We start from the raw sequence: 25920 nt of genomic DNA on the forward strand, positions 1-25920 counted from the left end.
TGTCTTTGCAGGAGTCGTTATGAATCATGACTATGCTCGCCTGGTCAGCCGGGCGGCGCTCGCCGCAACGCTTGTGGCAACCTTATTGCTGATCATCAAAATCTTCGCCTGGTGGTATACCGGGTCGGTCAGTATTCTCGCCGCCCTGGTGGATTCGCTCGTGGATATCGCTGCGTCACTCACGAATTTATTCGTCGTGCGCTATTCGCTTCAGCCTGCCGATGAAGAACATACGTTTGGGCATGGGAAAGCGGAATCGCTGGCGGCGCTCGCACAAAGCATGTTTATTTCCGGCTCGGCGCTGTTTCTCTTCCTGACCGGTATCCAGCATCTCATTCAGCCTGAGCCTATGCGCGCGCCGCTGGTCGGGATTGTCGTGACGGTGGCGGCGCTGGTCACTACGCTGATGTTAGTCACGTTCCAGCGCTGGGTAGTGCGTAAAACACGCAGCCAGGCAGTGCGGGCGGATATGCTTCATTATCAGTCTGATGTTATGATGAACACCGCTATTCTGGTGGCGCTGGCCCTCTCATGGTATGGCCTGCGCCGCGCCGACGCGTTATTCGCGCTCGGGATTGGCGTCTGGATTTTATACAGTGCGTTACGGATGGGCTATGAAGCGGTACAGTCGCTGCTCGACCGGGCTCTCCCCGATGACGAGCGCCAGGCGATTGTCGATATTATCGCCGCCTGGCCAGGCGTTCGTGGCGCGCACGATCTACGCACGCGGCAGTCAGGGCCGACCCGCTTTATCCAGCTTCATCTCGAAATGGAAGACAACTTGCCGCTCGTTCAGGCGCACCTTATCGCCGAACAGGTGGAGCAGGCGATCCTGTTCCGGTTTCCGGGGTCGGACGTCATTATTCATCAGGACCCATGCTCAGTCGTCCCGCGTTTTCAGCAAGGGCAATTTGAGCGCTAAGCATTCGTTGTAAAGGCGTGGTTCGGTCAGGCATTTTTTGTATATACCACCCCCACGAGGGCTGACCTGAATCAATTCAGCAGGAAGCTGTTGATATACTATTTGCAGCAATAGTCGATCACCTGTCGCACTTGCGCAGGCGGTTTCCGGCGAAAGTATTCCTTTTGCATTCTACGTTCAGAGGTAGTCATGATTAAGAAAATCGGTGTGTTGACGAGTGGCGGTGATGCGCCAGGCATGAACGCCGCCATCCGCGGTGTAGTCCGTGCGGCGTTGACAGAAGGTCTGGAAGTGTTCGGCGTTTACGACGGCTATCTTGGCCTGTATGAAGACCGCATGATCCAGCTCGACCGCTACAGCGTTTCCGACATGATCAACCGCGGCGGCACCTTCCTGGGTTCCGCGCGTTTCCCGGAATTCCGCGAAGAACATATCCGCGCCGTGGCTATCGAGAACATGAAGAAACGCGGCCTTGATGCGCTGGTGGTTATCGGCGGCGACGGCTCCTACATGGGCGCCAAACGCCTGACCGAAATGGGCTTCCCGTGCATCGGTCTGCCGGGCACCATCGATAACGACGTCGCGGGCACCGATTACACCATCGGTTATTTCACCGCGCTGCACACTGTGGTTGAGGCGATCGACCGTCTGCGTGACACCTCCTCTTCGCACCAGCGTATTTCCATCGTCGAAGTGATGGGCCGTTACTGCGGCGACTTGACCCTGGCGGCAGCCATCGCGGGCGGTTGCGAATTTATCGTTCTGCCGGAAGTTGAATTTAACCGCGAAGATCTGGTCTCTGAAATCAAAGCGGGCATCGCGAAAGGCAAAAAACACGCTATCGTTGCGATCACCGAGCACATCTGCGACATCAATGAGCTGGCGAAATACATCGAAACCGAAACCAAACGCGAAACCCGCGCCACCGTTCTCGGCCACATCCAGCGCGGCGGCTCGCCGGTGCCTTATGACCGCATCCTGGCCTCCCGCATGGGCGCTTACGCCATTGAACTGCTGCTGCAGGGCTACGGCGGCCGCTGCGTCGGCATTCAGAACGAAAAAATGGTGCATCACGACATCATCGACGCTATCGAAAACATGAAGCGTCCGTTCAAAGGCGACTGGCTGGACTGCGCGAAAAAGCTCTACTAAGCCGCTCGTTATGCGCCCGGTACGCTAACGCGGCCGGGCGTTTCTTTTGTCTTCGTTATTCCTCGCAGTTATAGCCAATTTTTTTTTATTCTTTAATCCGCGCCGCGCTTTCTGGCACGCTGCTTTTATTGCAATTCACATCTGAATATTTAAAGAGAGCGTGCGATGAATAAGTGGGGCGTGGGCATTACTTTACTGTTGGCTTCGGCAAGCGTACTGGCGAAAGACGTGCAGCTGTTAAACGTCTCTTACGATCCGACGCGCGAATTCTATGAGCAATACAACAAAGCATTCAGCGCGCACTGGAAAAAAGAGACCGGCGATAACGTCGTGGTCCGTCAGTCGCACGGCGGCTCCGGCAAGCAGGCGACCTCCGTCATTAACGGCATCAAAGCGGATGTCGTGACGCTGGCGCTGGCCTATGATGTGGACGCGATCGCCGAACGTGGGCGCATTGATAAAAACTGGATCAAACGCCTGCCGGACAACTCCGCGCCGTACACCTCCACCATCGTGTTCCTCGTGCGTAAGGGCAACCCGAAGCAAATTAAAGACTGGAACGATCTGGTGAAGCCGGGCGTATCGGTCATCACGCCGAACCCGAAAAGCTCCGGCGGCGCACGCTGGAACTACCTGGCGGCCTGGGGCTACGCGTTGCATCACAACAACGGCGATCAGGCCAAAGCTCAGGATTTCGTCAAAGCGCTGTATAAGAACGTCGAAGTGCTCGATTCCGGCGCGCGCGGCGCGACAAATACCTTCGTTGAGCGCGGCATCGGCGACGTGCTGATCGCCTGGGAAAACGAAGCGCTGCTGGCCGCCAACGAGCTTGGCAAAGACAAATTCGAAATCGTGACGCCGAGTGAATCTATCCTTGCCGAGCCGACCGTCTCGGTCGTCGATAAAGTCGCGCAGGAGAAAGGCACACAGGCCGTGGCCGAAGCTTACCTCAAATACCTCTACTCGCCGGAAGGCCAGGCGATTGCCGCGAAAAACTTCTACCGCCCGCGCGATGCGCAAGTTGCGGCGAAATATGAAAGCACCTTCCCGAAACTGAAACTCTTCACGATTGATGACGTGTTCGGCGGCTGGACCAAAGCGCAACAAACGCACTTTGCGAACGGCGGCACTTTCGATCAGATAAGCCAGCGTTAAATACCCCGGCCACAAGGATGTGGCCCGCCTTCTCCACGTAATAAACCCCCGCTTCGACCCGTTTTACGCTACGCTTTGCGTTTTCAGAATTAATAAGGGCGAAGCATGAAGCGAGCGCTGTGTATTACCGTTGCGCTTATTGCCGTACTGGCGCTGGCCGCGCTGGTGGCGTGGCGTCATTTCCTGCCGGACGATCCGGACGTGTTAAGGCGCATCGTGACGCAGCAGTGCCTGCCTGGCGAGCGTGAACGCAAGGATCCGGCGCCCTGCGTCCAGGTGAACCTCCCCGCGGGATATGCCGTGCTGAAAGATATCAACGGCCCGCTGCAATACCTGCTGATGCCCCTGTGGAAAATCAACGGCATTGAAAGCCCGCTCCTGCTTTCAGATAACACGCCCAACTTTTTCTGGCAGGCGTGGCAGGCGCGCCGCTGGATGAGCGAAAAGCGCGGCAGCCCGGTGCCCGACAGCGCGGTCTCGCTGACCATCAACTCCACGCTGGGCCGCACCCAGAATCATCTGCACATTCACATCTCCTGCCTGCGCCCGGACGTGCGCGCGCAGCTTGACGCCGCGGTGAACGCCATTGGCAGCCGCTGGCAGCCGTTCCCGGGCAACCTTCGCGGTCACGACTATCTGGCGCGCCGTATCACAGGCGAAGAGCTGTCGCGGCGTTCGCCGTTCCTGATGCTGGCGGAAGAGGTGCCGGAGGCGCGCGAGCATATGGGGCGCTACTCGCTGGCGCTGGCGCCGCTCAAAGATGGCGCGTTTGTCCTGCTCGCCACCCACCGTCAGCTTCTGCAACTGAACCTGGCGCACAGCGAAGAGCTTCAGGATCACGACTGCGCGCTGCTTAACCAGGGCACGCCATAACGTTTACTTAACGTCAGGCGCGCCGTAGACTTGCTGAAAATTTCATCAGGAGACAGGTATGTCCGTCTGGCTTGCGCATCCGCTGCTCTTACCCTCCCTTATTATTCTGCTGACCATCGTGCTCTGGGCGACGTCCCTGCTGCCGGAATTCATCACGGCGCTGCTCTTTTTCGCGGTGGCGATGATAGCCAAAATCGCGCCGCCGGAGGTGTTGTTCGGCGGCTTTGCGTCGTCGGCGTTCTGGCTGGTCTTCAGCGGCTTCGTGCTTGGCGTGGCTATCCGTAAAACGGGCCTCGCGGATCGTGCGGCGCGGGCGCTCTCGGCGCGGCTGACCGACTCCTGGTGGCAGATGGTGGCGAGCGTGGTGCTGCTCAGTTATGCGCTGGCGTTCGTCATGCCGTCGAACATGGGGCGCATCGCGCTGCTGATGCCCGTCGTGGCGGCGATGGCGAAACGCGCCGGTATCGAAGAAAATACCCGCGGCTGGTACGGCCTGGCGCTGGCCGTAGGCTTCGGCACGTTCCAGCTCTCCGCCACTATTCTGCCCGCCAACGTGCCCAATCTGGTGATGAGCGGCGCGGCGGAAGGCTCTTTCGGCATTCACCTCAACTATCTGCCCTATCTGCTGCTGCATACGCCGGTGCTGGGGTTGCTCAAGGGCGCAGTGCTGATTGCGCTCATCTGCTGGTTCTTTCCCGGCAAGCCGCAGCCGCCGCGCGAGCTGCCCGCCGCGACGCCAATGAGCCGCGCGGAAAAACGCCTCGGCTGGCTGCTGCTGCTGGTGCTGGCGCTGTGGGTCACCGAAAGCTGGCACGGGATCGGCCCGGCGTGGACGGGGCTGGCGGCGGCGGTTATCACGCTCTTGCCGCGCGTCGGGTTTATTACCGGCGATGAATTCGCAAGCGGCGTCAACATGCGCACCTGCATCTACGTGGCGGGTATTCTGGGGCTTGCGACCACTGTGACCCACACGGGCATCGGCAACGCGGTCGGTACCGCGCTGATACACGTCATGCCGCTCGATCCGCAGCGCCCCTTTACCAGTTTCGCCGCGCTCACGGGCATTACGACGGCGCTCAACTTCATCATGACGGCCAACGGCGTTCCGGCGCTCTATACCACGCTTGCGGAGAGCTTTTCGCGCAGCACCGGTTTCCCGCTGCTCTCGACCATCATGATCCAGGTGCTGGGGTATTCCACGCCGCTATTGCCATACCAGGCGTCGCCAATTGTCGTGGCGATGGCGCTCGGCAACGTCCCGGCGCGCGCCGGGATGAAGCTCTGCCTGGCGCTGGCGATAGTCACCTTTCTTTTCCTGTTGCCGCTCGATTACGGCTGGTTCCGGCTGTTAGGTAAACTCTGAAGCAACGCGACGCGGAGGCCATTATGGCGACGATGCATTTTGCGGTCTGGTATTCCACGACGGACGACGTCCAGGCGCTGCGGGAAACGCTGCCCGCGCCCGGCTGCGGGCGCCACTTTTTGCAGGATTTCGGCTTCGCGCAGGGGTACGCCGACGACGCGATTGCGCTCTGGTATGGCACGACGCCAGGCGAGAAAGGGTCGATTCACCCGCATAACCCGGCGCTCGACCCGCAATTCGCGTTTTTAACCCGCGCGGCGGGAGAACAGCTGTGCGAGCGCGGCATCAGCGAAATTCGCTTTCTGTACGCGCTGCCCGACGTGGACTACTACGGCGAGACGGAATCCTCGCCGCTGCTCGTCTTTCTGGGCAATATTCTCTGCTGCCCGCCGCCCGGTTTTCAGCTGCCGCGATAGGTGGAGTAGCCGTACTGGCTCAGCAGCAGCGGCACATGGTAGTGCTCGTCGGTGTTATCGATATGGAACACCACCGGCACTTCCGGGAAGAAGCTGGACTGCTTGTGCGCGGCAAAATAGTCGCCCGTTTCAAACGTCACGCGGTAGTCGCCCGCGGCGGCAGGCGCATCCGGCCAGAGCGCTTTGATACGCCCGTCTTTATCGGTCGTCGCCTGGTTCAGCGGCTGCCACGCATTGCCCTGTTTTTTCTCCAGTTTCACTACCACGCCCGGCGCGGGTTTGCCGGTCTGTTCATTCAGCACATGCACGCTCAGTAAATTCGCCGGCGCGGCAAGCGCCAGGCCCGGCAGGGCGAAAAGGGCAGCGGCGGCAAGCGTTTGAAAACGGTTCATCATCATTCCTCCTTAAGTGGTTGTGCGCTTATCCTGCCACTCGCGCGGGCGAAAACGCCTGACGCGAAGATGACAGTTTTGTCATCCGGCGCATCGCCGCTGGGCAGCGCCTGTGTTCTTTGCGAGACTGTCGCCATGAAACTGCTGCTGATTGAAGACAACGATAAAACCCGCGCGTGGCTCGAAAAAGGGTTGCGGGAGGCGGGGCTGGTGGTGGACGCCGTCGCCGACGGGCGCGATGGCCTGCATCTGGCGCTGGAGCACGACTACGCGCTGATCATCCTCGATATCATGCTGCCGGGCCTCGACGGCTGGCAGGTATTACGCGCGCTGCGCACCGCCAAAGCGACGCCGGTGCTCTGCCTGACGGCCAGAGATGCGGTAAGCGATCGCGTGAAAGGGCTGGAGCTGGGGGCCGATGATTACCTGGTGAAGCCCTTTTCTTTCGCCGAACTGCTGGCGCGCGTGCGGGCGCAATTGCGTCGTCATACGCCTGCCGCCGCGACGCTGCAGGTGGCGGATCTGACGCTTGATACCGCGCGCCACGCCGCCAGCCGCGGCGGCGAGCGGATCGCGTTAACCCGTCAGGAATTTACCCTGCTGTGGCTGCTGGCAAGCCGCGTCGGAGAAATTCTGCCGCGCACGCTGATTGCCAGCGAAGTCTGGGGTATTAATTTCGACAGCGAAACCAACGTGGTGGATGTCGCCATCCGTCGCCTGCGCAAAAAAATCGACGATCCGTTCCCGCTTAAGCTGATTGAAACCGTGCGCGGCATGGGATACCGCCTCAACGCGCCGGAGCAGAGCGATGCGTAGCCCCTCATTAACGCTGCGCCTGACGCTCATCTTTACGCTGCTGGTGGCGTTCGCCTGCGGCCTCACCGGGGTGTCGCTCTATCGCTCGTTAAGCGGCGAGCTTGTCTGGCGCGACGATCAGACGCTGCTGAACCGCGCCTCCCAGTTGCGGCAACTGCTGACGGACGGCGCCGAGCCGCGCCAGCTGCCGCTCTTTTTCAACCGGATGCTGGATACCCGCCAGGATCTGCTGCTGATAAAGCGCGCTGACGGCGAGACGCTGGTGAATATCAACCAGGCGGGCGTCACGCTGCCGACGCTTGCGCCGGTGCCGCCAGGACGGAGCGTTAACGCGCAGGCGCTGCACCGCTGGCAGCGGCCCGATGGCGTTTTTATCAGCGCGCTGGCGCTGACGGCAAGCGATGACCGCGGCCCGCTCATCATCACCGTGGCGCGCGTGGCGCAGGAGCGCGCGCAAATGCTGGCGCAATATCGTCGGGAAAGCCTGATGGTGTGTCTGCTGGCGACGCTCGCCGCCGCGCTGCTCAGCCCGTGGCTTATCCGCCGTGGGCTGCGCGCCGTTACCCGCCTCAGCGAGGCCACCGCCCGCACCGGCAGCGAGACGCTGCAACAGCCGCTCAGTCTGGAGACCCTGCCGCGCGAGCTGCTGCCGCTCGGCGAGGCGCTCAATACCATGCGTCACCGGCTGGCGGAGGATTTTGCGCGGCTGACGCGTTTTGCCGACGATCTCGCTCATGAACTGCGCACGCCGGTCAACATTCTGCTGGGGCAAAATCAGGTCGCGCTGCAACGCCCGCGCAGCGTGACGGAGTATCAGAGCCTGCTTGCCGGGAATATCGAGGAGCTGGAGCAGATGACCCGGCTTATTGAAAACATTCTGTTTCTCGCCCGCGCCGATCATCAAAACATCGCGCTGAAGCGCGAGTCGCTGGCGCTTGAGCCGTTTATCTATCCGTTGACCGATTTTCTGGAGCCCCTGGCGGAGGAGCAGAACATTACGTTTCGCGTGCAGGCGAGCGGGGCGATTTTCGCCGATCGTCTGCTCCTCCAGCGAGCGCTTACTAATCTTCTGACGAATGCGCTTCGCCACGCGCCTATGGGCAGCGAGGTGCGGATCGTGGCCGTTCAGGAGGCGGGCGAAACCGTGCTAAGCGTCGCCAACCAGGGCGCGCCAGTCGAGGAGGCGGAAAAGCTGTTTCTGCCTTTCTGGCGCGGCGATAACGCGCGCGCCACGCCCGGCACCGGGCTTGGGCTGGCGCTCACGCAGGCGATCGCGCGCCTGCACGGAGGGGAAACCACAGTAGACCATGAGGCGGGCTGGAACCGCTTTATTCTGCGGTTCCCGGCGGCCTGATCAGGAGAGCTTCAGCGCCGCCATCATGCCGATAATATTGGTCGCTGAATGCAGCACGATGGGCGCCAGCAGGCTGCCAGTGTGAAGGCGCACCTGGCAGAGAATTATCGAGAAAACAAACAGCCAGACGAAGGTGGTGGGCATCTGATACTGCGCGTGGCCGATGGCGAAAAACAGCGACGTGCCGACCATCGCGATCGTCTGGCCGGTTTTCCCCCAGCCGATGCCCGCATTCAGCAAAAAGCCGCGGCAGATAACTTCTTCCACCACCGGCGCCAGCAGGCAGATGCAGACCGCCGTGAGCGCAAGGTTAAGGGATGACATCTGCGAAAGCGTCGCGCTCCAGGGCTCCTGCCTGCCGAACAGTCCATGAATGATGGAGAGCGCCAGCAGCGCCAGCCCCGGCAATACCAACGACTGCACGCTCAGCCCGCCCACAGGCAGCAGGCCGAAGCGCTTCTGGTAACGCTGCCAGCAAAACAGCGCGAATGGCAGCCAGAACATGAAATAGAGCAGCGGCGTGGCGAACCCGGCGCGGTAAATGCGCATATAACCCGGCAGCATCGACACCACCATCGGCAGCATAAACCAGGCCAGCCCGACGGCAATACAAAGCAGCGTATGTTGAAATCTGTCGGCGGGCGCGTTCATCGAGACGTCCTTGTGGTAAAGGAAAGGAGAGCGGGCCGTTCCCGCTGCGGCGGATTATACCTGGCCTTTCCCCGCCGATAAGCTTTTTTGTAAAGGCCTGCGTCAGAAACGCAGGCCTTTGGCAATGCTTAACCGCGCTCTCCGTACTGCTCGTCGGACACGTGTTCCAGCCACTCCACTACGCTGCCGTCCTGCGCTTCCTGAATCGCGATATGCGTCAGCGGTGTGGTCGGGCTGGCGCCGTGCCAGTGTTTTTCATGCGGCGGGATCCAGACCACATCGCCGGGGCGAATTTCGCGGGCGGGCTCGCCCCAGGTCTGCACATAGCCGAAACCGGCGGTAACGATAAGCGTCTGGCCCAGTGGATGCGTATGCCAGGCCGTTCGCGCGCCCGGTTCAAACGTGACGCTGCCGCCGCTGGCGCGCGCCGGAGCATTCGCCGGGAAGAGCGGATCGACGCGCACCGTACCGGTAAACCAGTCCTGGGGGCCGGCGTAAGACGCCTGTGAACCACAATGGTAAATATCAGTCATCATTTAACTCCTCTTTTGCGGCGAAGAGGCGGCGTTGTGCGCCGAAAAGCGGTGAAGCCGCCCCGTTCGTGGTTATTCAAGATTATTTCAGGTTAGCTTTAAAGAACGAGGTCAGCTTCGCGAACGGGATGAGATCGGTACGATCGTACAAATCCACATGGCCCGCGTTCGGCACGATGTAGAGTTCTTTCGGCTGCGCGGCGCGACGATAGGCGTCTTCGCTAAACTCCTTCGAATGCGCCTGATCGCCGGTAATAAAGAGCATCGGGCGCGGCGAAATCGTCTCGATATCGTTGAACGGATAGAAGTTCATAAACTTCACGTTACTGGTAAGCGTCGGGTGCGTGGTGAGCGCTGGCGTGGAGCCTTTCGGCGTAAATTCACCGCGCGGCGTGCGGTAGAAATCGTAAAACTCTTTCTCAATAGCCGAAGTGTTTTCATCAATTTTATGCACGGTGCCGCTGGTATAGCGTGTTTCGCCGCCTGTGAACTCCACCTCGCGCTGCGCTGCCGCGTCGGCAATAATTTTCTGGCGCTGCTCAGGCGTTAATGAATGGTGAAGCGCGTTGCGATTCGCCGAGCCCATGTCATACATGCTGACCGTGGCAATGGCCTTCATGCGCGGGTCGATTTTGGCCGCGCTGATGACGAAGCTGCCGCTGCCGCAGATGCCCAGCACCCCGATGCGGTTTTTATCGACGAACGGACGCGTGCCGAGATAATCCACCGCGGCGCTGAAATCTTCCGCATAGATATCTGGCGAAACAGCGTTGCGCGGCTGGCCTTCGCTTTCGCCCCAGAAGGAGAGATCGATAGCGAGCGTGACAAAGCCCTGCTCCGCCAGCTTCTGGGCGTAAAGATTCGAGCTTTGTTCTTTCACCGCGCCCATCGGGTGGCCGATAATAATCGCCGGATTTCTGGCGTGTTGATTCATCTCTTTCGGCATGAACAGATTGCCGGTGACCTTCATCTGGTACTGGTTTTTGAAGGTCACTTTCTGACGGGTGACGCTGTCGCTCTCATAAAAGTTATCAGCGCCCCGCGACATATCGGCGGCGCTCGCGGCAAACGCGCTGGCCAGCAGACCTAACAGCAAAGTAAAAGCTTTCATGGTGTTATCCTCAAAAAGGCCGGGCGATGGCGCCGCCCGGCGGGTTTAGCGTCAGGCCAGCGTGGCGGTATCGATGACAAAGCGGTATTTCACGTCGCCTTTGATCATGCGCTCCCATGCCGCGTTAATGTCCTCGGCGCGGATAAGCTCAATGTCGGCGACGATATGGTGTTCGGCGCAAAAATCGAGCATCTCCTGAGTTTCCGGAATGCCGCCAATCATCGAACCCGCGATAGCGCGGCGTTTGAAAATCAGGTTAAAGACTTCCGGCGACGGATGCGGCGACGCGGGCGCGCCCACCAGCGTCATCGTGCCGTCGCGTTTTAAAAGCGCAGTGAAGGCGTCCAGGTTGTGCGGCGCTGCCACGGTGTTCAGGATGAAATCGAAGCTTTTGGCGTGCGCCTGCATTTCATCGGCATTGCGCGATACCACCACCTCATCCGCGCCCAGCGCTTTCGCCGCGTCGCGTTTGGATTCTGACGTGGTAAACGCGACGACCTGCGCGCCCATCGCGTGCGCCAGTTTGATGCCCATATGCCCGAGCCCGCCGATGCCGACGATGCCCACTTTTTTCCCAGGCCCAGCCTGCCAGTGACGCAGCGGAGAATAGGTCGTGATGCCTGCGCACAGCAGCGGCGCGACGGCGGCGAGCTGGGATTCCGGATGACGGATGCGCAGCACATAGCGCTCATGAACGACAATCTGCTGTGAATAACCGCCGAGCGTATGGCCTGGCGCGTCCGGCGTCGGGAAGTTATAGGTGCCGATCATATGATCGCAGTAGTTCTCAAGCCCTTCATCGCACTCTTCGCAGTGTTTGCAGCTGTCGACGATGCAGCCCACACCCACCAGATCGCCGGGCGTAAAACCGGTTACTTTCGTGCCGATCGCGGTGACGCGGCCGACGATTTCATGGCCCGGTACGCAGGGAAATAACGTGCCCGCCCATTCGGCGCGCGCCTGGTGAATATCCGAGTGGCAAACGCCGCAATACGCGATGGCGATTTGTACGTCGTGCTCGCCGGGCTCGCGGCGGGTAATCGCCATCGGTTCAAGTGGTTGAGTGGCGGAAAGCGCGCCAATAGCGTTAATTTGCATAACGAAACTCCTCAGTTTTCAGCCGGATTACGGTTCAGATGTCAGGATGGGCATCCTGTTTTGATGTGATGGCTGCCAGCAGGGCCGCCAGCAGCAACAGCCCGGCGCTCAGAAAGAACGCGCTGCGCCAGCCGCTGTGGTCGAAGGCGAACCCGCCAAGCGTGGAGCCGAGCGCGATGGAAAGCTGGACAACCGCCACCATCAGGCCGCCGCCCGCCTCGGCGTTGTCAGGCAGCGTCCGGGCGACCCAGGTCCACCAGCCCACGGGCGCGGCGGTGGCGATAAGCCCCCAGCCGCACAGCAGCGCCGCGACCAGCGACAGGTTGTGGCCAACTCCCGTCAGCGCGACGGCAATCACCGCCATTAAAAAAGGGATAGCGATAAGCGTCCGGTAGAATCCCGAGCGCAGCGCGCCGCCAATCAGCAGCGTGCCGCTAAACCCGGCGGCGCCGATTGCCAGCAAAATGAGCGACAGCGTGGAGACATTGACGCGGGTGACGGTCTCCAGAAACGGCCGCACGTAGGTAAAGAGCGCGAACTGGCCCATGAAGAAAATCCCGCAGGCCGCCATGCCCGCGATCACCAGCGGCTGGCGCAGCGCGCCGCCAGCGCGCCCGTTATGCCCCTGCGCAGGCATCGCAGGCAGGCTTCGCCATTGCCAGATAAAGGCGAACAGCGCGATCGGTGTGAGGCAGAAGAACGCGCCGCGCCAGCCGATAACTGCGCCGAGCCAGCTGCCGAGCGGGGCGGCAATCACCGTCGCCAGCGCGTTGCCGCCGTTGAAAATCGCCAGCGCGCGCGGCACCTGATGACGCGGCACCAGCCGAATCGCCGTCGCGGCGCTGAGCGACCAGAACCCGCCGATCGCCACGCCGATCAGCGCGCGGCCCGCCATATAGGTGCGGTAATCGGGCGCAAGCGCGATGATGACGCCGGACAGCGCCATCAGCAGCGTCAACCCCAGCAGCAACGCCTTGCGGTTGAGATTGCCGGCGAGCCGTGACAGAAACAGGCTGGTCAGCACCGCCAGCGCGCCGGAAATCGCGATCCCCTGGCCCGCCAGCCCTTCGCTGACGCCTAAATCACGCGATACCGGCGTCAGCAGGCTCACCGGCATAAATTCCGAGGCCACCAGCGCAAAGGCGCACAGCGTCATTGCCAGCACGCCGCTCCAGTAAGCGCGCGGCCCGGTGTCATCATGGGGGGTGTTCGTCATCGTCAACAGGCCCTGTAGCGTTATACGTAATGGTCTGACGCGTTGCATGGGGCGCACGCCAGCGCAGGCGCCGTGAAAACGCGGCGCATGGCTGAAAACCGTGGTGTTATTGGGTGCCAAACATCGGGCGCAGCAGATGTTTGGCACCGTAAAGAGAAGCGGCGCGTAAGCGAGCATCGCAAGGTCAGAACGGATTGTTGCTGAAAGTTTTACACGGGTACGGTAGGGTGACTAGCTAATGAATACTGAACACCGTTATTAGTGTGGCTAATAAATCAAGGCAGGAACACGGGCGATGAAACGCAACCTGAACGATCTGTTTTCATTTGTGACTGTGGCGCGTGAGGGCAGTTTTACCCGCGCGGCGGCGCAACTTGGCGTGACGCAGTCGGCGTTAAGCCAGGCGATTGCCGGGCTGGAAAACCGGCTGAAGTTACGTTTGCTGACGCGCACGACGCGCCGTATTTCGCTCACTGCCGCGGGCGAGCGTTTGCTGGAGGCCATCGGCAACCGGTTTGATGAAATCGAAGCGGAGCTCGATATGCTGAGCGCGCTGCGCGATAAGCCTGCCGGAAAGGTGCGCATTACCTGCGACCCGCATGTGCTGCACGCGCTCTTGTTGCCGAAACTCACGCCGATATTGCGCGATTATCCGGATATTCAGATGGAATTTGACGCGAACCACGGTTTCCGGGATATCGTCGCAGACCGTTTCGATGCGGGCGTGCGCCTGGGCGGCACTATCGATAAAGACATGATTGCGGTGCCGATTGGCCCGCCGATGCGGATGGCCGCCGCCGCGTCGCCAGCGTACTTTGCCGCGCATCCGGTGCCGCAAACGCCGCACGATCTGGTGCATCACAACTGTATTAACCTGCGCATGACCAGCGCGGGCGGGCTGTATGTCTGGGAGTTCGACGATAAGGACGGGCCGGTAAATGTGCGCGTTGACGGCCAGCTGATATTTAACACGTCATCGCATATCGTTCATGCCGCGCTCGACGGGCTGGGCATCGCGTTTCTGCCGGAAGGGGAATTCGACGATCATTTTAATGCCGGCAATCTGGTGCGCGTGCTGGAGACGTGGTGTGCGCCGTTTCCCGGCTATTACCTCTATTATCCCAGCAGAAAGCAGCCTTCTCCGGCCTTTTCAATGGTAGTCGAGGCGCTGAAAGAGACCGGAAGCCGGAAAGCGAAAAAGGCGTAGCGTCAGGCGCTCAGTCGCGCCAGGCCTGCCCGCGCAGGGGGATACTCGCCGCACTCCTCATAAAACGTCTGCGCATCCGCCGTCATGCCGGAGATTTCAAGAATTACCCCGATGTTGTACCAGGCCTTAAAACTGGTCACGCCCGCTTTGCTGCCCTCCGGCATACGGGTGCAGTGTAAAAAGGTGTCTACTGCCGCCTGTAGCTGGCCGTTATTCATCAAAATCAGCGCCTTAAGAAACAGAAAATCGGCGGAGGTATACCAGCGTTCGTAATCGAGAATGCTCAGAGCCGCCGCGTAGTCGCCCTGATTAATCAGCGCATAGCCCAGCGTTTCGACCAGCTCTTCGACATACTCCAGCGCCACATTCGGCTCATAACTCAGCGCGTTGCGAAACGCGTCTGTCGCCGGGGCGTAGTCGCGTTTGAGAAAATGACTTTTGCCAAGCTGAAACCAGAGATAAGGATCGTCCGGCTGCGTCTGCAACGCCCGCTCCAGCAGGCGGATATTGCGGGTGATTTTATCCGTCTCCTGCAACACCGCTTTTTTATAGCCGACGTGATCGAGCGTCAAGGGCGCCGGGAACCTCTCGCCTGGCATGTGGCCTTCACGTGGCGTCACCTGCTCGTGGATCACGCCCTGATAGTGATAACGCGCCTTCGGGAACAGGCGCGACACCCGCTCGCGCAGGGTGGTTACCCCGTCGCCTTCATCAATGTAGTTAATTCGCTCCACGCGCCCGACGCCGTCCGGGTGCGCATGGATAAGCGCCTGTAGCGCTGGAATATCTACCGCCGTTATGGATTCATCGGCATCAATCACCAGCACCCAGTCATAACGGGCGTACGCCAGCGAGGCGTTGCGCGCCGCCGCGAAATCGTCCACCCACGCGAAGTCATACACCTTGTCGGTAAAGCGCCGCGCGACGGCTCTGGTGTCGTCCTGCGAGCCGGTATCGACAATCACGATATCGTCAAAATGCGCGGCGACGGTGGCCAGTGTGTCGGCAAGATGTTTTGCCTCGTTTTTCACGATCATGCAGATGGAAATCATAGCGTCAGGTTCAGGCGGCTTCGGGGGAATTCACGATACCAGAGGTATCGGCGGCGGGCGGCAATTTTTTAGCGGCCCCTGCCAGCGCGTCAGCGCCGTCTATTATTAACTCTACGTTATAAAAAAAGCCGCGCGGCATCGCAGCGGCGACGATCTTTTCACTTTGACAATACTGGAGGCCTGGCATGAGCAACCACGGCGATGAAACACACCACGGGCATCTGCGCGATGCAGGCGGCCCGCCGCCGCAATATGTCGCGCTGAGGCTGAAGGTGAATGGCGAAACCCGGCAACTGGACGTCGACACCCGCACGACGCTTCTGGACGCGCTGCGCGAGAATCTGGCGCTCACCGGCACCAAAAAAGGGTGCGATCACGGCCAGTGCGGCGCATGTACGGTCATTATCGACGGACGGCGCGTGAACTCGTGCCTGACCCTGGCGGTGATGCACCAGGATGCCGACGTCACCACCATTGAGGGCCTGGGAACGCCGGAGAATCTGCATCCGATGCAGGCGGCGTTTGTGGAGCATGACGGTTTTCAGTGCGGCTATTGCACGCCGGGGCAGATCTGCTCCTCGGTCGCGATGCTTAAAGAAATCGACGCGGGCATCCCAAGCCATGTGACGCACGATTTAGTCTCGCCCCCGGAAATGACCGCCGATGAGATCCGCGAGCGGATGAGCGGCAATATCTGCCGCTGCGGCGCGTACGCCAATATTCTTGCTGCGATCGAAGATGTCGCCGGGAGCGGATCCTCATGAAAGCTTTCACTTACGAACGCGCCGCGACGCCCGCAGAGGCGGCGGCCAGCGCGCAGCGCACGCCGGGCGCAAAATTCATCGCGGGCGGCACCAACCTGCTTGACCTGATGAAACTGGAGATAGAAACGCCGGTGCATCTTATTGACGTCAACGATCTCGCGCTGGACACGATTGAACCCACGCAAGAGGGCGGGCTGCGGATCGGCGCGCTGGTGCGCAATACCGATCTGGCGGCAGATGAACGCGTGCGCCGCGATTACGCCGTGCTCTCACGCGCGCTGCTGGCCGGGGCGTCCGGGCAGTTACGCAACCGCGCGACCACGGCAGGAAACCTGTTACAGCGCACCCGTTGTCCCTATTTCTACGATACCAACCAGCCGTGCAATAAGCGCCAGCCCGGTAGCGGCTGCGCCGCCATGCAGGGTTACAGTCGCCAGTTAGCCGTAGTAGGCGCGAGCGACGCCTGTATCGCCACGCACCCGAGCGATATGGCGGTCGCCATGCGCCTGCTGGACGCGGTGGTGGAAACCATCAACCCGAACGGCCAGGCGCGCCGCATTCCGGTCGCGGAATTTTACCGCGCGCCTGGCGATACGCCGCATCTGGAAACGGCGCTTGAGCCCGGCGAATTCATTACGGCCGTCACCCTGCCGCCGCCCGCGGGCGGGACGCATATCTACCGCAAAGTGCGCGACCGTGCCTCTTACGCGTTCGCGCTGGTGTCGGTGGCGGCGATTGTGCAGCCAGACGGCACCGGACGTGTGGCGGTAGGCGGCGTGGCGCATAAACCCTGGCGGCTTGAGGGCGCGGATGCGCAGGTGCCCCACGGCGCGCAGGCGGTCTGTGACGCGCTGTTCGCCGATGCGCAGCCGACGGCGGAAAACGCATTCAAGCTGGTGCTGGCGAAACGCACCATCGCCTCGGTACTGACGCAAGCGAGGGCAGGCTGATGAAATTTGAAAAACCGGCAACAGAAAACCCGATCGACCAGCAGAACGTGGTCGGGCAGCCGCGCGATCGCATCGACGGCCCGCTGAAAACCTCGGGCCAGGCCACTTACGCCTATGAGTGGCACGATGAAGCGCCGAACGCCGCCTACGGCCACGTGGTGGGATCGGCCATCGCCAAAGGGCGCATCGTCGCGATGGATATCCAGGCGGCGCAACAGGCCCCCGGCGTGCTGGCCGTGGTGACGGCGGAAAACGCCGCCGTGCCCGGTAAGGGCGACATGAACGCCGCCACGCTGCTGGGCGGCCCGGAAATCGAGCATTATCACCAGGCTATCGCGCTGGTGGTGGCGGAAACCTTCGAACAGGCGCGCGCGGCCGCCGGGCTGATTACGGTGGAATATGAAGAAGCGCCGGGGCGTTACGATCTCGCGAAGGAAAAACCGTCGGTGACCACGCCGCCGGACGATACGCCTGATAAAATCGTCGGCGATTTCGCAAGCGCTTTTGAAAGCGCCGCCGTGCAGCTCGATGCCACCTACACCACGCCGGATCAAAGCCATATGGCGATGGAGCCGCATGCGTCCATGGCCGCGTGGGAGGGCGATAAACTCACGCTCTGGACGTCCAGCCAGATGATTAACTGGTGGCGCGGCGATCTCGCCAAAACGCTCGATATCCCCCTTGAAAATATCCGCGTGCGTTCGCCGTTTATCGGCGGCGGCTTTGGCAGCAAACTCTTTCTGCGCAGCGACGCGGTGCTGGCGGCGCTTGGCGCTCGCGCAACACAGCGCCCTGTGAAAGTGATGCTGCCGCGCCCCTTTATCCCCAATAACACCACCCACCGCCCGGCCACTCTTCAGCGGGTGCGCATCGGCGCGCGCAACGACGGGCGTATCACGGCGATCGCTCATGAAAGCTGGTCCGGCAACCTGCCTGGCGGCCCGACGGAGACTGCGACCAACCAGACGGAGCTGCTCTACGCGGGCGCGAACCGCCATACCGGCCTGCGGCTGGCGGAGCTGGATCTGCCCGAAGGCAACTCCATGCGCGCGCCCGGCGAAGCGCCTGGCATGATGGTGCTGGAGATCGCCATGGATGAGATGGCCGAAAAACTCGGCATCGATCCGGTGGAGTTTCGCATCATCAACGACACGCAAGTCGACCCGGCGCACCCGGAGCGCTTTTTCTCGCGCCGTCAGCTGGTGGAGTGTCTGCGTACCGGCGCGGCGCACTTTGGCTGGGATCAGCGCAACCCGCAACCGGCGCAGGTGCGCCAGGGCGACTGGCTGATTGGGCTCGGTATGGCGGCGGGCTTTCGTAATAACCTGGTGACCCCATCGGGCGCGCGCGTGCATCTGGACGCGCAGGGCCAGGTGACCGTGGAAACGGACATGACGGATATCGGCACCGGCAGCTACACCATCATCGCGCAAACCGCCGCCGAAATGATGGGCGTGCCGCTGGAGCGCGTAACCGTGCGCCTGGGTGATTCCGATTATCCCATCTCTTCCGGCTCGGGCGGGCAGTGGGGCGCGAACAGCTCCACGGCGGGCGTGTACGCGGCGTGCGTCAAACTGCGCGAAGCCGCAGCCAACAAGCTTGGTTTTGACCCTAATCGCGCCGAATTTTTCGATGGCAACATTCAGGGCGACGGGCGCATCGCGGCGCTTGCACAAGCGGCTGCTGACGGCACGCTGACCGTTGAAGACACCATGGAATATGGCGATCTCGACAAACTGTTTCAGCAGTCCACGTTTGCCGGGCATTTTGTCGAGGTGGCCGTTGAGGCCAACACCGGTGAAGTGCGCGTGCGCCGGATGCTGGCGGTCTGCGCCGCCGGGCGCATTCTCAACCCGAAAACCGCGCGCAGCCAGGTCATCGGCGCGATGACGATGGGGCTTGGCGGGGCGCTGATGGAAGAGCTGTTCGTCGATACGCGGCGCGGCTTTTTCGTTAATCACGACATGGCGCTCTATGAGGTGCCGGTGCATGCCGATATCCCGACGCAGGAGGTGATTTTCCTTGAAGACACCGATCCGGTGTCGTCGCCGATGAAAGCCAAAGGCGTGGGCGAGCTGGGCCTGTGCGGCGTCAGCGCCGCTATCGCGAACGCCATTTACAACGCCACCGGCGTGCGCGTGCGCGATTACCCCATCACGCTGGATAAGCTGCTTGAGGGGCTGCCAGAGTTCGCCTGAGGACGCGACGGCTGGCGGCCGCGCGTCGCCAGCCGAACCGTATCGCAGTTTGACAAAAGGATGAGAAAAGGTGCTGCAACAATCCCTGCTGACAGAACAGGCGCGACCTGAAGCGGCGTTCCTGACCGACGACAGCACCGCGATTTTGCGATTTGCGGCGCAGGCGCTTCGCGCAGGCATGGCGGCGGCGCTGGTCACGCTGGTGGAAATCCGCGGCGGCTCGTCACGTGCGCTGGGCGCGCAGATGGCCGTGCGCGATGACGGCGCATATTGCGGCTTTGTTTCCGGCGGTTGCGTGGAGGCGGCAGCGGCTTACGAGGCGCTGGAGGCGATCGTCTGCGGCGAAGACCGTCTGGTGAAATATGGCGAAGGCTCGCCTTATTTCGATATCGTGCTGCCGTGCGGCGGCGGCATTACGCTCGCGATTCATCCGCTACGTGCGGCGACGCCGCTGCTGGCGGTGCTAAACGCGCTGGCGCAGCGCAAACCGGCGGGGCTGCGTTATCACCCTTCCACGCAGACGCTGCAAAGCGTGCTGCCGGTACAAAAGACCGGCTGGCGCGACGACGCCTTTGACGTGCGCTACACGCCCTGCACGCAGGTCATCATTTTTGGCCGCTCCGTGGAGGCGGAAGCCACCGCCAGTATCGCGCGGGCGGCAGGCTACGAGGTGCAGGTGAATGACGGTACTCACCCGCAGGAAATCTGCGCGCAGATAGACAGCGATACCGCCGTGATTGTGCTTTTTCACGATCCTGACCGCGAGTTACCGGTGCTTGAGGCGGCGCTTGCTGATGCGCCATTTTATATCGGCGCGCTCGGCAGCCAGCGCACCCATGCCGCACGCACAACGGCGTTACGCGAGCGGGGCTTTGGCGAGCAGGACATCGCCCGCATCAAAGCGCCGATCGGTATTTTCCCGCAAGCCCGCGACGCGCAGTCGCTGGCGCTGTCGATTCTTGCCGATGTTGCGGCGGCGCGCCTCAACCGTGAGGCCGCAGGCTGATGCCCGAAGCCCAGCCGGTCATCATTATTCTCGCTGCCGGAAAGGGCGAGCGCTTTCGCGCGGGTGGCGGGACAACGCACAAGCTGGAGGCGCTGCTGGCGGGCAAACCGGTGTTGCAACACGTGCTGGCGGCGGCGCAGGCGTCGGGTCTGCCGTGGCATCTGGTCAGGCCGGAAGGCGGCACTGACGGCATGGGCGGTTCTATCGCGCTCGGCGTGAAAGCGACGCCAGCCGCCGCAGGCTGGCTGATCCTGCCGGGGGATCTGCCGCTGATAACGGCCGCGTCGCTGCGACAGGTGGCTACGGCGCTGAATGAAAAGCCCGTCGTGGTGCCGCACTACCAGCAACGTCACGGACACCCGGTCGGCTTCCGGCGTGAATATTTCGACGCGCTTGCCGCGCTTTCTGGCGATGAGGGCGCCAAAGCCATTGTGCGGGCGGCGCGGGCGCGCGCAGACGTATTGACGCTTGCGTTAAACGACGCGGGCATCGTGCAGGATATCGACGTGCCTGCGGATTTACTGGCGGCGGAACCACATCACAATTAACGCCGTGCAGACTTTACGAACATGTCGGTCAAATGCGTAAAATCTGACGGCGTTTCTCTCTTACGCCGCCAGGTTATTTAACGCGTCCAGGGTTTCCTGAGAGAGCGTTAATTCCGTGGCCTTGCTGTTTTCATGGAAATGCGCGACTGACGACGTACCCGGAATTAACAAAATATTCGCCGAGCGGTTTAACAGCCAGGCGAGCGCTACCTGCATCGGCGTCGCTGATAATTGCGTTGCGATAGTCTCAAGCGTTGAAGACTGTAACGGTGAGAATCCGCCTAGCGGGAAAAACGGCACATAAGCAATCCCGGCGGCGGCCAGTTCATCAATTAACGCCTCATCGCCCCGGTGAACGATGTTATACATGTTTTGCACGCAGCTTATCGGCGTTATCTGCCGCGCTTGCGTAACCTGATTTTGCGTGACGTTACTCAGGCCGATATGTTTAACCAGCCCTTGTTCTTTTAATTTCACCAGCGCCATGAGCGGCGCTTCGATAGATCCTTCCGCCGGGCCATGAACATCAAACATCACGCGCAAATTCACTACATCCAGCGCGTCGAGTTTCAGATTGCGCAAATTATCGTGTACGGCCTGGGTTAATTCATCAGCCGAAAGCGCCGGATTCCACGAGGCATCATTCCCGCGTGTCGCGCCGACTTTAGTCACAATAGTCAGGTCGTCACGGTAAGGATATAACGCTTCGCAAATCAGTTGATTCGTAATATGCGGCCCGTAAAAATCGCTGGTATCAATATGATTGACGCCCGCCTCAACGGCCGCACGTAATACGCTGAGCGCCGCGTTTTTATCTTTTGGCGGGCCAAATACGCCGGGGCCTGCGAGCTGCATCGCGCCGTAACCAAACCGTCTGACTTCACGGCTGCCGAGTTTATAGGTACCGCTTTTTTCAATACTGTTCATGACGACCTGCTTGCTGTATCGGTGTGAAGGAAGTATTAGTATATGAAGCATCCTTCAGTTTAAGAATTCGCATTCCATGAAGACGACCGCAGCACCGCTCAGCCCGCGTAAAGCCCCGATCCAACGCCGTTCCGTGGCGACGGTGGAGGCGCTTCATACGGCGACCATTCAGGTTTTAGTGGCCGAAGGACTCAGCCGCTGCACCACCACGCGCGTGGCCAGCCGCGCCGGAATGTCGGTCGGTAGCCTTTATCAGTATTACCCTAACCGCGACGCGCTGCTTTCCGGCGTGCTGGAATTGCACTTAACCAAAATCGCCGACGCGCTTGAGGCCGCCTGTATTTCCGTGCGCGGCAAACCCGTCGGGGAAATGGCCTGTGCGATGGTGCAGGCTTTTCTGAGCCTGAAATTAGCCAATCCTGATGAATCAAAAGCGTTGTATGGCGTCGCGGCAGAGCGCGACGGCGCGCGACTGATGGGCGTGATGTACCAGCGAATGGTGAATGATATTGCGCAAACGCTTGTCACTGCGCCGAACAATACGTTCCCCGACCCGGTATTTACCGCCCATATGGCGCTGGGCGTCATTACCGGGCCGACGAAATCGTTTCTCGAAGGGTTTATTCCGCACGACTATACCGATCAATTCCAGACGCATTTATCCCGTCTGCTGGGGGATTATTTGAAAGGGTAACAGGAATCATTAATTATGAAATAAGATAAAATTAAAAATAACATCATGCTTGTCAATATTTACTGCGTTTTTTAATCTTTATCAAAAAGCAGGCGATTAAATTCCAACTTCTTTTTACTTCTTATGTCGTATAACGGTAAATAACCGTTATCGCTGACTTGATCTGTTCAATGAGGCAATGAAAAAGCTAATATTATCGACATAACTTAATAAAGGAGTTCATTATGGCTGTCCCGGCACATTTATAGCTTTATGACGCTTCGGGCGCGTTAATTAGCGGTGGCTCAGAGGTGGCGGGCCGCGAGGGGAGTATAGAGATTCAGAGCTTTGGTCATGGTTTGTCTGTACCTTATGACGGGAATACCGGGAAACTAACAGCAACACGTGTTCATAATCTGATGAATATAGAAAAGGAATTTGATAAATCATCTCCTTATCTTTATCGCGCAGTCGCTACCAGTGAAAAGCTACAGCGCACGATAATTCGCTGGTATCGAATTAACCATGCGGGTATGGAAGAAGAGTTTTTCCAGATGATACTCGAAGACGTAAGAATTACTGGCATTCATCCCAATATGCAAAATTTTAAACACCCGGAGGGATTGCTTTCCACGCCGATGGAATCCGTAGGGTTGATTTACAACAAAATAACCTGGAAATACCTGAACGGGAATATCCAATACACGGATGCATGGAACAGCCAAATGTATGCTTAGGATAGCGCTATGATCAATTGTGAACTTAACTACAACGAGAAAACCGCAGACGGTAAACTGTTATTGCGTTGCGCTGGTATAGGCGTTTTCCCTGTATTTTCTGGGCTGGGCAGTTACAAAAATGTGCTTGAATTTTCTGACAGACGTAACGGGCCTATTCCCTTGGGAAAATACTGGATAGTCGATCGACCACGAGGTGGGCCGTATTCGAGATTTCGGACATGGCAAAAAGAAAGATCCACAGGTAATATCTACGATGAATGGTTTGCGTTATTTAGGCAAGACGGGTTCCTTGACGACACAACTGTTGTTGGAGGAACGTCCCGTAAAAGTTTTAGGCTTCATCCCTTAAGAAAGGACGGGACTGGTGTTTCTGATGGGTGCATAACTTTTTATAACAGAACTGATTTTTATATTTTGAGAGCCGCATTGTTGAATACAATGAAATATGTTGTTTACTGTAACGGGCTTGAGGCCTATGGCGATATTAACGTTATAGGGATGCCTTATGCCAATACGTTTTAAATGTTTTTTAAAAAAAATATTGCAATTATTGATATTAATTTTTATTCCCCCGGTAAATATGATTTTTATGGGAGCACGAGCCTATGGTGGAGGACTACCTCCGTTCTTTGTAACGCTTTCACTGCTTTTCTTTAATCTTTTTTTGTGGGGGGTAACGATAAGGCTAGTGGGTTTATGGTCCTGGAGTAAACTCATCAGAGGTGGAGTTTATTATGCTTGTTTTCTGGCTATAATTATTTTTTCTGATGTTGGATATTATTCTGAGTATCTGGCCTGGTACCTTGTAAACCATCATTCTTCCGCGGAAAGGTTTACAGAAATTGAAAGTCAGATCGATTTTTTAGAGGGATTGTTTTTTATCGGCTCAGCAACGGTTATGGCGTTAATCGTCTCAGTGACGCTTATTGCTGCGGCGGGTAAAATCATAAATAAAAGACAAGCCATCAGAAGGAAGTTAAGAAGCGACTAATCACAAAGCGGGAAGGCATTTTGGCGGAAGATCACAGGAGTCGAACCTGCCCGGGACCGCTGGCGGCCCCAACTGGATTTGAAGTCCAGCCGCCTCACCGGAGACGACGATCTTCCGCGCCTGCATTGCTACATGGAGGCCGGCGCATTATAGGCGCGTTTCAGACGCTTACCAATACCCCCGTCACACTCTTTTTTCGCCCTTCAGACCCCCGTTGTCCGGTTTTGCTTAAGTGTTTTTTCGCCATTACCGGTCATAAAATTTATTCACTCGTTGCATCAGCAAGTTATCGCGATCACAGAAATCAAGAATCATAAGTAAATAACCAGAAAACAGAATATCTGGCGGTTCTGAACGGCGCTAAAAAACTTAAGCGAAATTTCGCGTATTGCCGGAGGACCACCGAATGAGTGAGCAAGTGCTTTCCGTGAAGGAGAAGATTGGCTACGGCATGGGAGATGCCGCAAGCCATATCGTCTTTGATAACGTCATGCTTTACATGATGTTTTTTTACACCGACATCTTTGGCATTCCCGCAGGGTTTGTCGGCACGATGTTCCTGTTGGCCCGCGCGCTCGACGCCATCTCTGACCCGGCGATGGGGCTTATCGCCGACCGCACCCGCAGCCGCTGGGGCAAATTCCGCCCGTGGGTGCTGCTCGGCGCGCTGCCGTTCGGTGTGGTGTGCGTGTTCGCCTACAGCACGCCGGAACTCAGCCTTAGCGGCAAAATGCTTTACGCCGCCGTCACCTATACGCTGCTCACGCTGATGTATACGGTCGTGAATATTCCTTATTGCGCGCTGGGCGGAGTAATTACCAGCGATCCGCAGCAGCGTATTTCGTTGCAGTCCTGGCGCTTTGTGCTGGCCACGGCGGGCGGCATGCTCTCTACGGTACTGATGATGCCGCTGGTGAATTTTTTCGGCGGCGAGGATAAGGCGTTTGGCTTTCAGGCAGGAATTGCGGTGCTGGCCGTTGTGGCGTGTCTGATGCTCGCGTTTTGCTTCTTCACGACGAAAGAACGTGTCGAGGCGCCGCCGAATACCTCCACTATGCGTGAAGACCTGCGCGACATCCTGCAAAACGATCAGTGGCGCGTCGTGGGTGTACTGACCATTCTCAACATCCTCGCGGTCTGCGTACGTGGCGGGGCGATGATGTATTACGTCACCTGGATTATGGGCGACGCCGCGCTGTTCTCCTGGTTCCTCGGCCTTTACTGCGTCGGTAATCTCTTCGGCAGCGCGCTCGCCAAACCGCTGACGGACTGGAAGTGCAAAGTCAGCGTCTTCTGGTGGACCAACGCCGCGCTGGCTGTGCTGAGCGTCGCGATGTTCTTCGTGCCGATGAGCGCTACTGTCGTCATGTTCATTTTTATCTTTGTCATCGGCGTGCTGCACCAGCTGGTGACGCCTATTCAGTGGGTCATGATGTCCGATACGGTCGATTACGGCGAATGGCGCAACGGTAAACGTCTCACCGGGATTAGCTTCGCGGGCACGCTGTTTGTGCTGAAGCTCGGCCTGGCGCTGGGCGGCGCGCTGATCGGCTGGATGCTGGCAGGCGGCGGGTATGACGCCGCCGCGAAAACCCAGAACGGCGCCACGCTCACCATCATTATTTCGCTCTTCACGCTGGCGCCGGGTATCTGTTACGTGCTGAGCGCCATTATCGCGAAGCGTTACTACACGCTGAAAACGCCGTTTTTGAAAAACATTCTGGCGGAGCTGGCGCAGAGCGCGCGCCATAACCAGCGTGAATTTGAAACGCTGCCGGTCAGTGAGACCTTCCAGAAGTCTAAGGGGTAAGC

27 protein-coding genes and 1 tRNA gene are annotated in these 25920 nt (G+C 59.2%); 19 read left to right on the forward strand and 9 right to left on the reverse strand.

Annotated elements, in window-relative coordinates; all coding sequences use genetic code 11:
• Positions 1 to 19 precede the first annotated feature (19 nt).
• The 6 genes from fieF to AB8W27_RS00480 all read left to right on the forward strand — a co-directional run bounded on the left by fieF (position 20) and on the right by AB8W27_RS00480 (position 5881).
• Positions 20 to 922, forward strand: a complete 903-nt coding sequence (gene fieF / locus AB8W27_RS00455) for a CDF family cation-efflux transporter FieF (protein ID WP_015742928.1) — start codon at positions 20 to 22, stop codon at positions 920 to 922.
• 189 nt (positions 923 to 1111) lie between these two features.
• Positions 1112 to 2074: a 6-phosphofructokinase gene (pfkA, locus tag AB8W27_RS00460; RefSeq protein WP_041924059.1), complete on the forward strand. Its 963-nt coding sequence runs from the start codon at positions 1112 to 1114 to the stop codon at positions 2072 to 2074.
• A 165-nt stretch (positions 2075 to 2239) separates the two neighbouring features.
• Positions 2240 to 3229, forward strand: coding sequence for a sulfate ABC transporter substrate-binding protein (locus tag AB8W27_RS00465; protein WP_015742926.1), 990 nt, complete (start codon positions 2240 to 2242; stop codon positions 3227 to 3229).
• A gap of 105 nt (positions 3230 to 3334) precedes the next feature.
• The gene (locus AB8W27_RS00470) at positions 3335 to 4102 is read left to right on the forward strand and encodes a CDP-diacylglycerol diphosphatase (RefSeq protein WP_041924058.1); all 768 of its coding nucleotides are present in this window, start codon (positions 3335 to 3337) and stop codon (positions 4100 to 4102) included.
• Between the two features lie 58 nt (positions 4103 to 4160).
• The gene (locus AB8W27_RS00475; RefSeq protein WP_015742924.1) at positions 4161 to 5465 is read left to right on the forward strand and encodes an SLC13 family permease; all 1305 of its coding nucleotides are present in this window, start codon (positions 4161 to 4163) and stop codon (positions 5463 to 5465) included.
• 23 nt (positions 5466 to 5488) lie between these two features.
• Positions 5489 to 5881 carry a hypothetical protein gene (locus AB8W27_RS00480; RefSeq protein WP_015742923.1) on the forward strand — a complete coding sequence of 131 codons (393 nt, stop codon included), beginning with the start codon at positions 5489 to 5491 and terminating at the stop codon, positions 5879 to 5881.
• Here the strand turns inward: AB8W27_RS00480 and uraH are convergent.
• Positions 5866 to 6276: a hydroxyisourate hydrolase gene (uraH, locus tag AB8W27_RS00485; protein ID WP_007765427.1), complete on the reverse strand. Its 411-nt coding sequence runs from the start codon at positions 6274 to 6276 to the stop codon at positions 5866 to 5868. The two genes, AB8W27_RS00480 and uraH, sit on opposite strands and share 16 nt — an antisense overlap.
• Before the next feature lie 132 nt (positions 6277 to 6408).
• Between uraH and hprR the strand changes: the two genes are divergently transcribed.
• A complete protein-coding gene (gene hprR / locus AB8W27_RS00490) occupies positions 6409 to 7089 on the forward strand; it encodes a response regulator transcription factor HprR (RefSeq protein ID WP_015742920.1) in 681 nt (226 codons plus the stop codon).
• The gene (locus AB8W27_RS00495) at positions 7082 to 8443 is read left to right on the forward strand and encodes a heavy metal sensor histidine kinase (protein WP_041924057.1); all 1362 of its coding nucleotides are present in this window, start codon (positions 7082 to 7084) and stop codon (positions 8441 to 8443) included. The genes hprR and AB8W27_RS00495 overlap by 8 nt, the downstream gene beginning before the upstream one ends.
• Here the strand turns inward: AB8W27_RS00495 and AB8W27_RS00500 are convergent, their stop codons facing one another.
• The 5 genes from AB8W27_RS00500 to AB8W27_RS00520 form a co-directional block, all read right to left on the reverse strand.
• Entirely contained in the window at positions 8444 to 9094 is a 651-nt protein-coding gene (locus tag AB8W27_RS00500; RefSeq protein ID WP_015742918.1) for a CPBP family intramembrane glutamic endopeptidase, read from the reverse strand.
• Positions 9095 to 9222: 128 nt separating this feature from the next.
• On the reverse strand, positions 9223 to 9627 hold the full coding sequence (locus tag AB8W27_RS00505) for a cupin domain-containing protein (protein ID WP_015742917.1): 405 nt from the start codon (positions 9625 to 9627) through the stop codon (positions 9223 to 9225).
• An 82-nt stretch (positions 9628 to 9709) separates the two neighbouring features.
• Positions 9710 to 10738 carry an alpha/beta hydrolase gene (locus AB8W27_RS00510; protein WP_041924056.1) on the reverse strand — a complete coding sequence of 343 codons (1029 nt, stop codon included), beginning with the start codon at positions 10736 to 10738 and terminating at the stop codon, positions 9710 to 9712.
• 51 nt (positions 10739 to 10789) lie between these two features.
• A complete protein-coding gene (locus AB8W27_RS00515; RefSeq protein ID WP_041924055.1) occupies positions 10790 to 11836 on the reverse strand; it encodes an NAD(P)-dependent alcohol dehydrogenase in 1047 nt (348 codons plus the stop codon).
• Positions 11837 to 11870: 34 nt separating this feature from the next.
• Positions 11871 to 13100 carry an MFS transporter gene (locus AB8W27_RS00520; protein WP_049787179.1) on the reverse strand — a complete coding sequence of 410 codons (1230 nt, stop codon included), beginning with the start codon at positions 13098 to 13100 and terminating at the stop codon, positions 11871 to 11873.
• A 247-nt stretch (positions 13101 to 13347) separates the two neighbouring features.
• Between AB8W27_RS00520 and AB8W27_RS00525 the strand changes: the two genes are divergently transcribed.
• A complete protein-coding gene (locus AB8W27_RS00525) occupies positions 13348 to 14259 on the forward strand; it encodes a LysR family transcriptional regulator (RefSeq protein WP_015742913.1) in 912 nt (303 codons plus the stop codon).
• Positions 14260 to 14261: 2 nt separating this feature from the next.
• On the opposite strand, the gene AB8W27_RS00530 is transcribed toward AB8W27_RS00525, so the two are convergent.
• The gene (locus AB8W27_RS00530; RefSeq protein WP_041924054.1) at positions 14262 to 15311 is read right to left on the reverse strand and encodes a glycosyltransferase; all 1050 of its coding nucleotides are present in this window, start codon (positions 15309 to 15311) and stop codon (positions 14262 to 14264) included.
• 185 nt (positions 15312 to 15496) lie between these two features.
• On the opposite strand from AB8W27_RS00530, the gene paoA reads away from it, so the two are divergent.
• The 5 genes from paoA (at position 15497) to AB8W27_RS00555 (ending at position 20777) form a co-directional block, all read left to right on the forward strand.
• Complete coding sequence (gene paoA, locus AB8W27_RS00535; RefSeq protein ID WP_015742910.1) at positions 15497 to 16075, forward strand: aldehyde dehydrogenase iron-sulfur subunit PaoA; 579 nt, start codon at positions 15497 to 15499, stop codon at positions 16073 to 16075.
• Entirely contained in the window at positions 16072 to 17025 is a 954-nt protein-coding gene (locus AB8W27_RS00540) for a xanthine dehydrogenase family protein subunit M (protein WP_041924053.1), read from the forward strand. The genes paoA and AB8W27_RS00540 overlap by 4 nt, the downstream gene beginning before the upstream one ends.
• Positions 17025 to 19223 carry an aldehyde oxidoreductase molybdenum-binding subunit PaoC gene (paoC, locus tag AB8W27_RS00545; RefSeq protein WP_015742908.1) on the forward strand — a complete coding sequence of 733 codons (2199 nt, stop codon included), beginning with the start codon at positions 17025 to 17027 and terminating at the stop codon, positions 19221 to 19223. Before AB8W27_RS00540 ends, paoC begins: the two co-directional genes overlap by 1 nt.
• A gap of 70 nt (positions 19224 to 19293) precedes the next feature.
• The gene (locus AB8W27_RS00550) at positions 19294 to 20229 is read left to right on the forward strand and encodes an XdhC family protein (protein WP_015742907.1); all 936 of its coding nucleotides are present in this window, start codon (positions 19294 to 19296) and stop codon (positions 20227 to 20229) included.
• Complete coding sequence (locus tag AB8W27_RS00555) at positions 20229 to 20777, forward strand: NTP transferase domain-containing protein (RefSeq protein WP_015742906.1); 549 nt, start codon at positions 20229 to 20231, stop codon at positions 20775 to 20777. Before AB8W27_RS00550 ends, AB8W27_RS00555 begins: the two co-directional genes overlap by 1 nt.
• A 60-nt stretch (positions 20778 to 20837) precedes the next feature.
• Here AB8W27_RS00555 and AB8W27_RS00560 read toward each other — a convergent pair whose 3' ends face one another.
• Complete coding sequence (locus AB8W27_RS00560; protein ID WP_015742905.1) at positions 20838 to 21704, reverse strand: aldo/keto reductase family oxidoreductase; 867 nt, start codon at positions 21702 to 21704, stop codon at positions 20838 to 20840.
• Between the two features lie 76 nt (positions 21705 to 21780).
• Here AB8W27_RS00560 and AB8W27_RS00565 point away from each other — a divergent pair, with 76 nt between their 5' ends.
• The 4 genes from AB8W27_RS00565 to AB8W27_RS00580 all read left to right on the forward strand — a co-directional run bounded on the left by AB8W27_RS00565 (position 21781) and on the right by AB8W27_RS00580 (position 24108).
• Positions 21781 to 22398: a TetR/AcrR family transcriptional regulator gene (locus AB8W27_RS00565; protein WP_041924052.1), complete on the forward strand. Its 618-nt coding sequence runs from the start codon at positions 21781 to 21783 to the stop codon at positions 22396 to 22398.
• 272 nt (positions 22399 to 22670) lie between these two features.
• The gene (locus AB8W27_RS00570; RefSeq protein ID WP_015742903.1) at positions 22671 to 23114 is read left to right on the forward strand and encodes a type VI secretion system tube protein TssD; all 444 of its coding nucleotides are present in this window, start codon (positions 22671 to 22673) and stop codon (positions 23112 to 23114) included.
• A gap of 9 nt (positions 23115 to 23123) precedes the next feature.
• Positions 23124 to 23639 carry a DUF2778 domain-containing protein gene (locus tag AB8W27_RS00575; RefSeq protein WP_015742902.1) on the forward strand — a complete coding sequence of 172 codons (516 nt, stop codon included), beginning with the start codon at positions 23124 to 23126 and terminating at the stop codon, positions 23637 to 23639.
• Positions 23623 to 24108 (forward strand): hypothetical protein, encoded by a 486-nt coding sequence (locus AB8W27_RS00580; RefSeq protein ID WP_015742901.1) that lies wholly within the window; start codon positions 23623 to 23625, stop codon positions 24106 to 24108. The genes AB8W27_RS00575 and AB8W27_RS00580 overlap by 17 nt, the downstream gene beginning before the upstream one ends.
• A gap of 21 nt (positions 24109 to 24129) precedes the next feature.
• Here the strand turns inward: AB8W27_RS00580 and AB8W27_RS00585 are convergent.
• Positions 24130 to 24224, reverse strand: a tRNA-Sec gene (locus AB8W27_RS00585).
• A 290-nt stretch (positions 24225 to 24514) separates the two neighbouring features.
• On the opposite strand from AB8W27_RS00585, the gene AB8W27_RS00590 reads away from it, so the two are divergent.
• On the forward strand, positions 24515 to 25918 hold the full coding sequence (locus AB8W27_RS00590; RefSeq protein ID WP_041924051.1) for a glycoside-pentoside-hexuronide family transporter: 1404 nt from the start codon (positions 24515 to 24517) through the stop codon (positions 25916 to 25918).
• Positions 25919 to 25920 lie beyond the last annotated feature (2 nt).

The organism is Cronobacter turicensis (assembly GCF_041222865.1).
GTDB classification, from domain to species: domain Bacteria; phylum Pseudomonadota; class Gammaproteobacteria; order Enterobacterales; family Enterobacteriaceae; genus Cronobacter; species Cronobacter turicensis.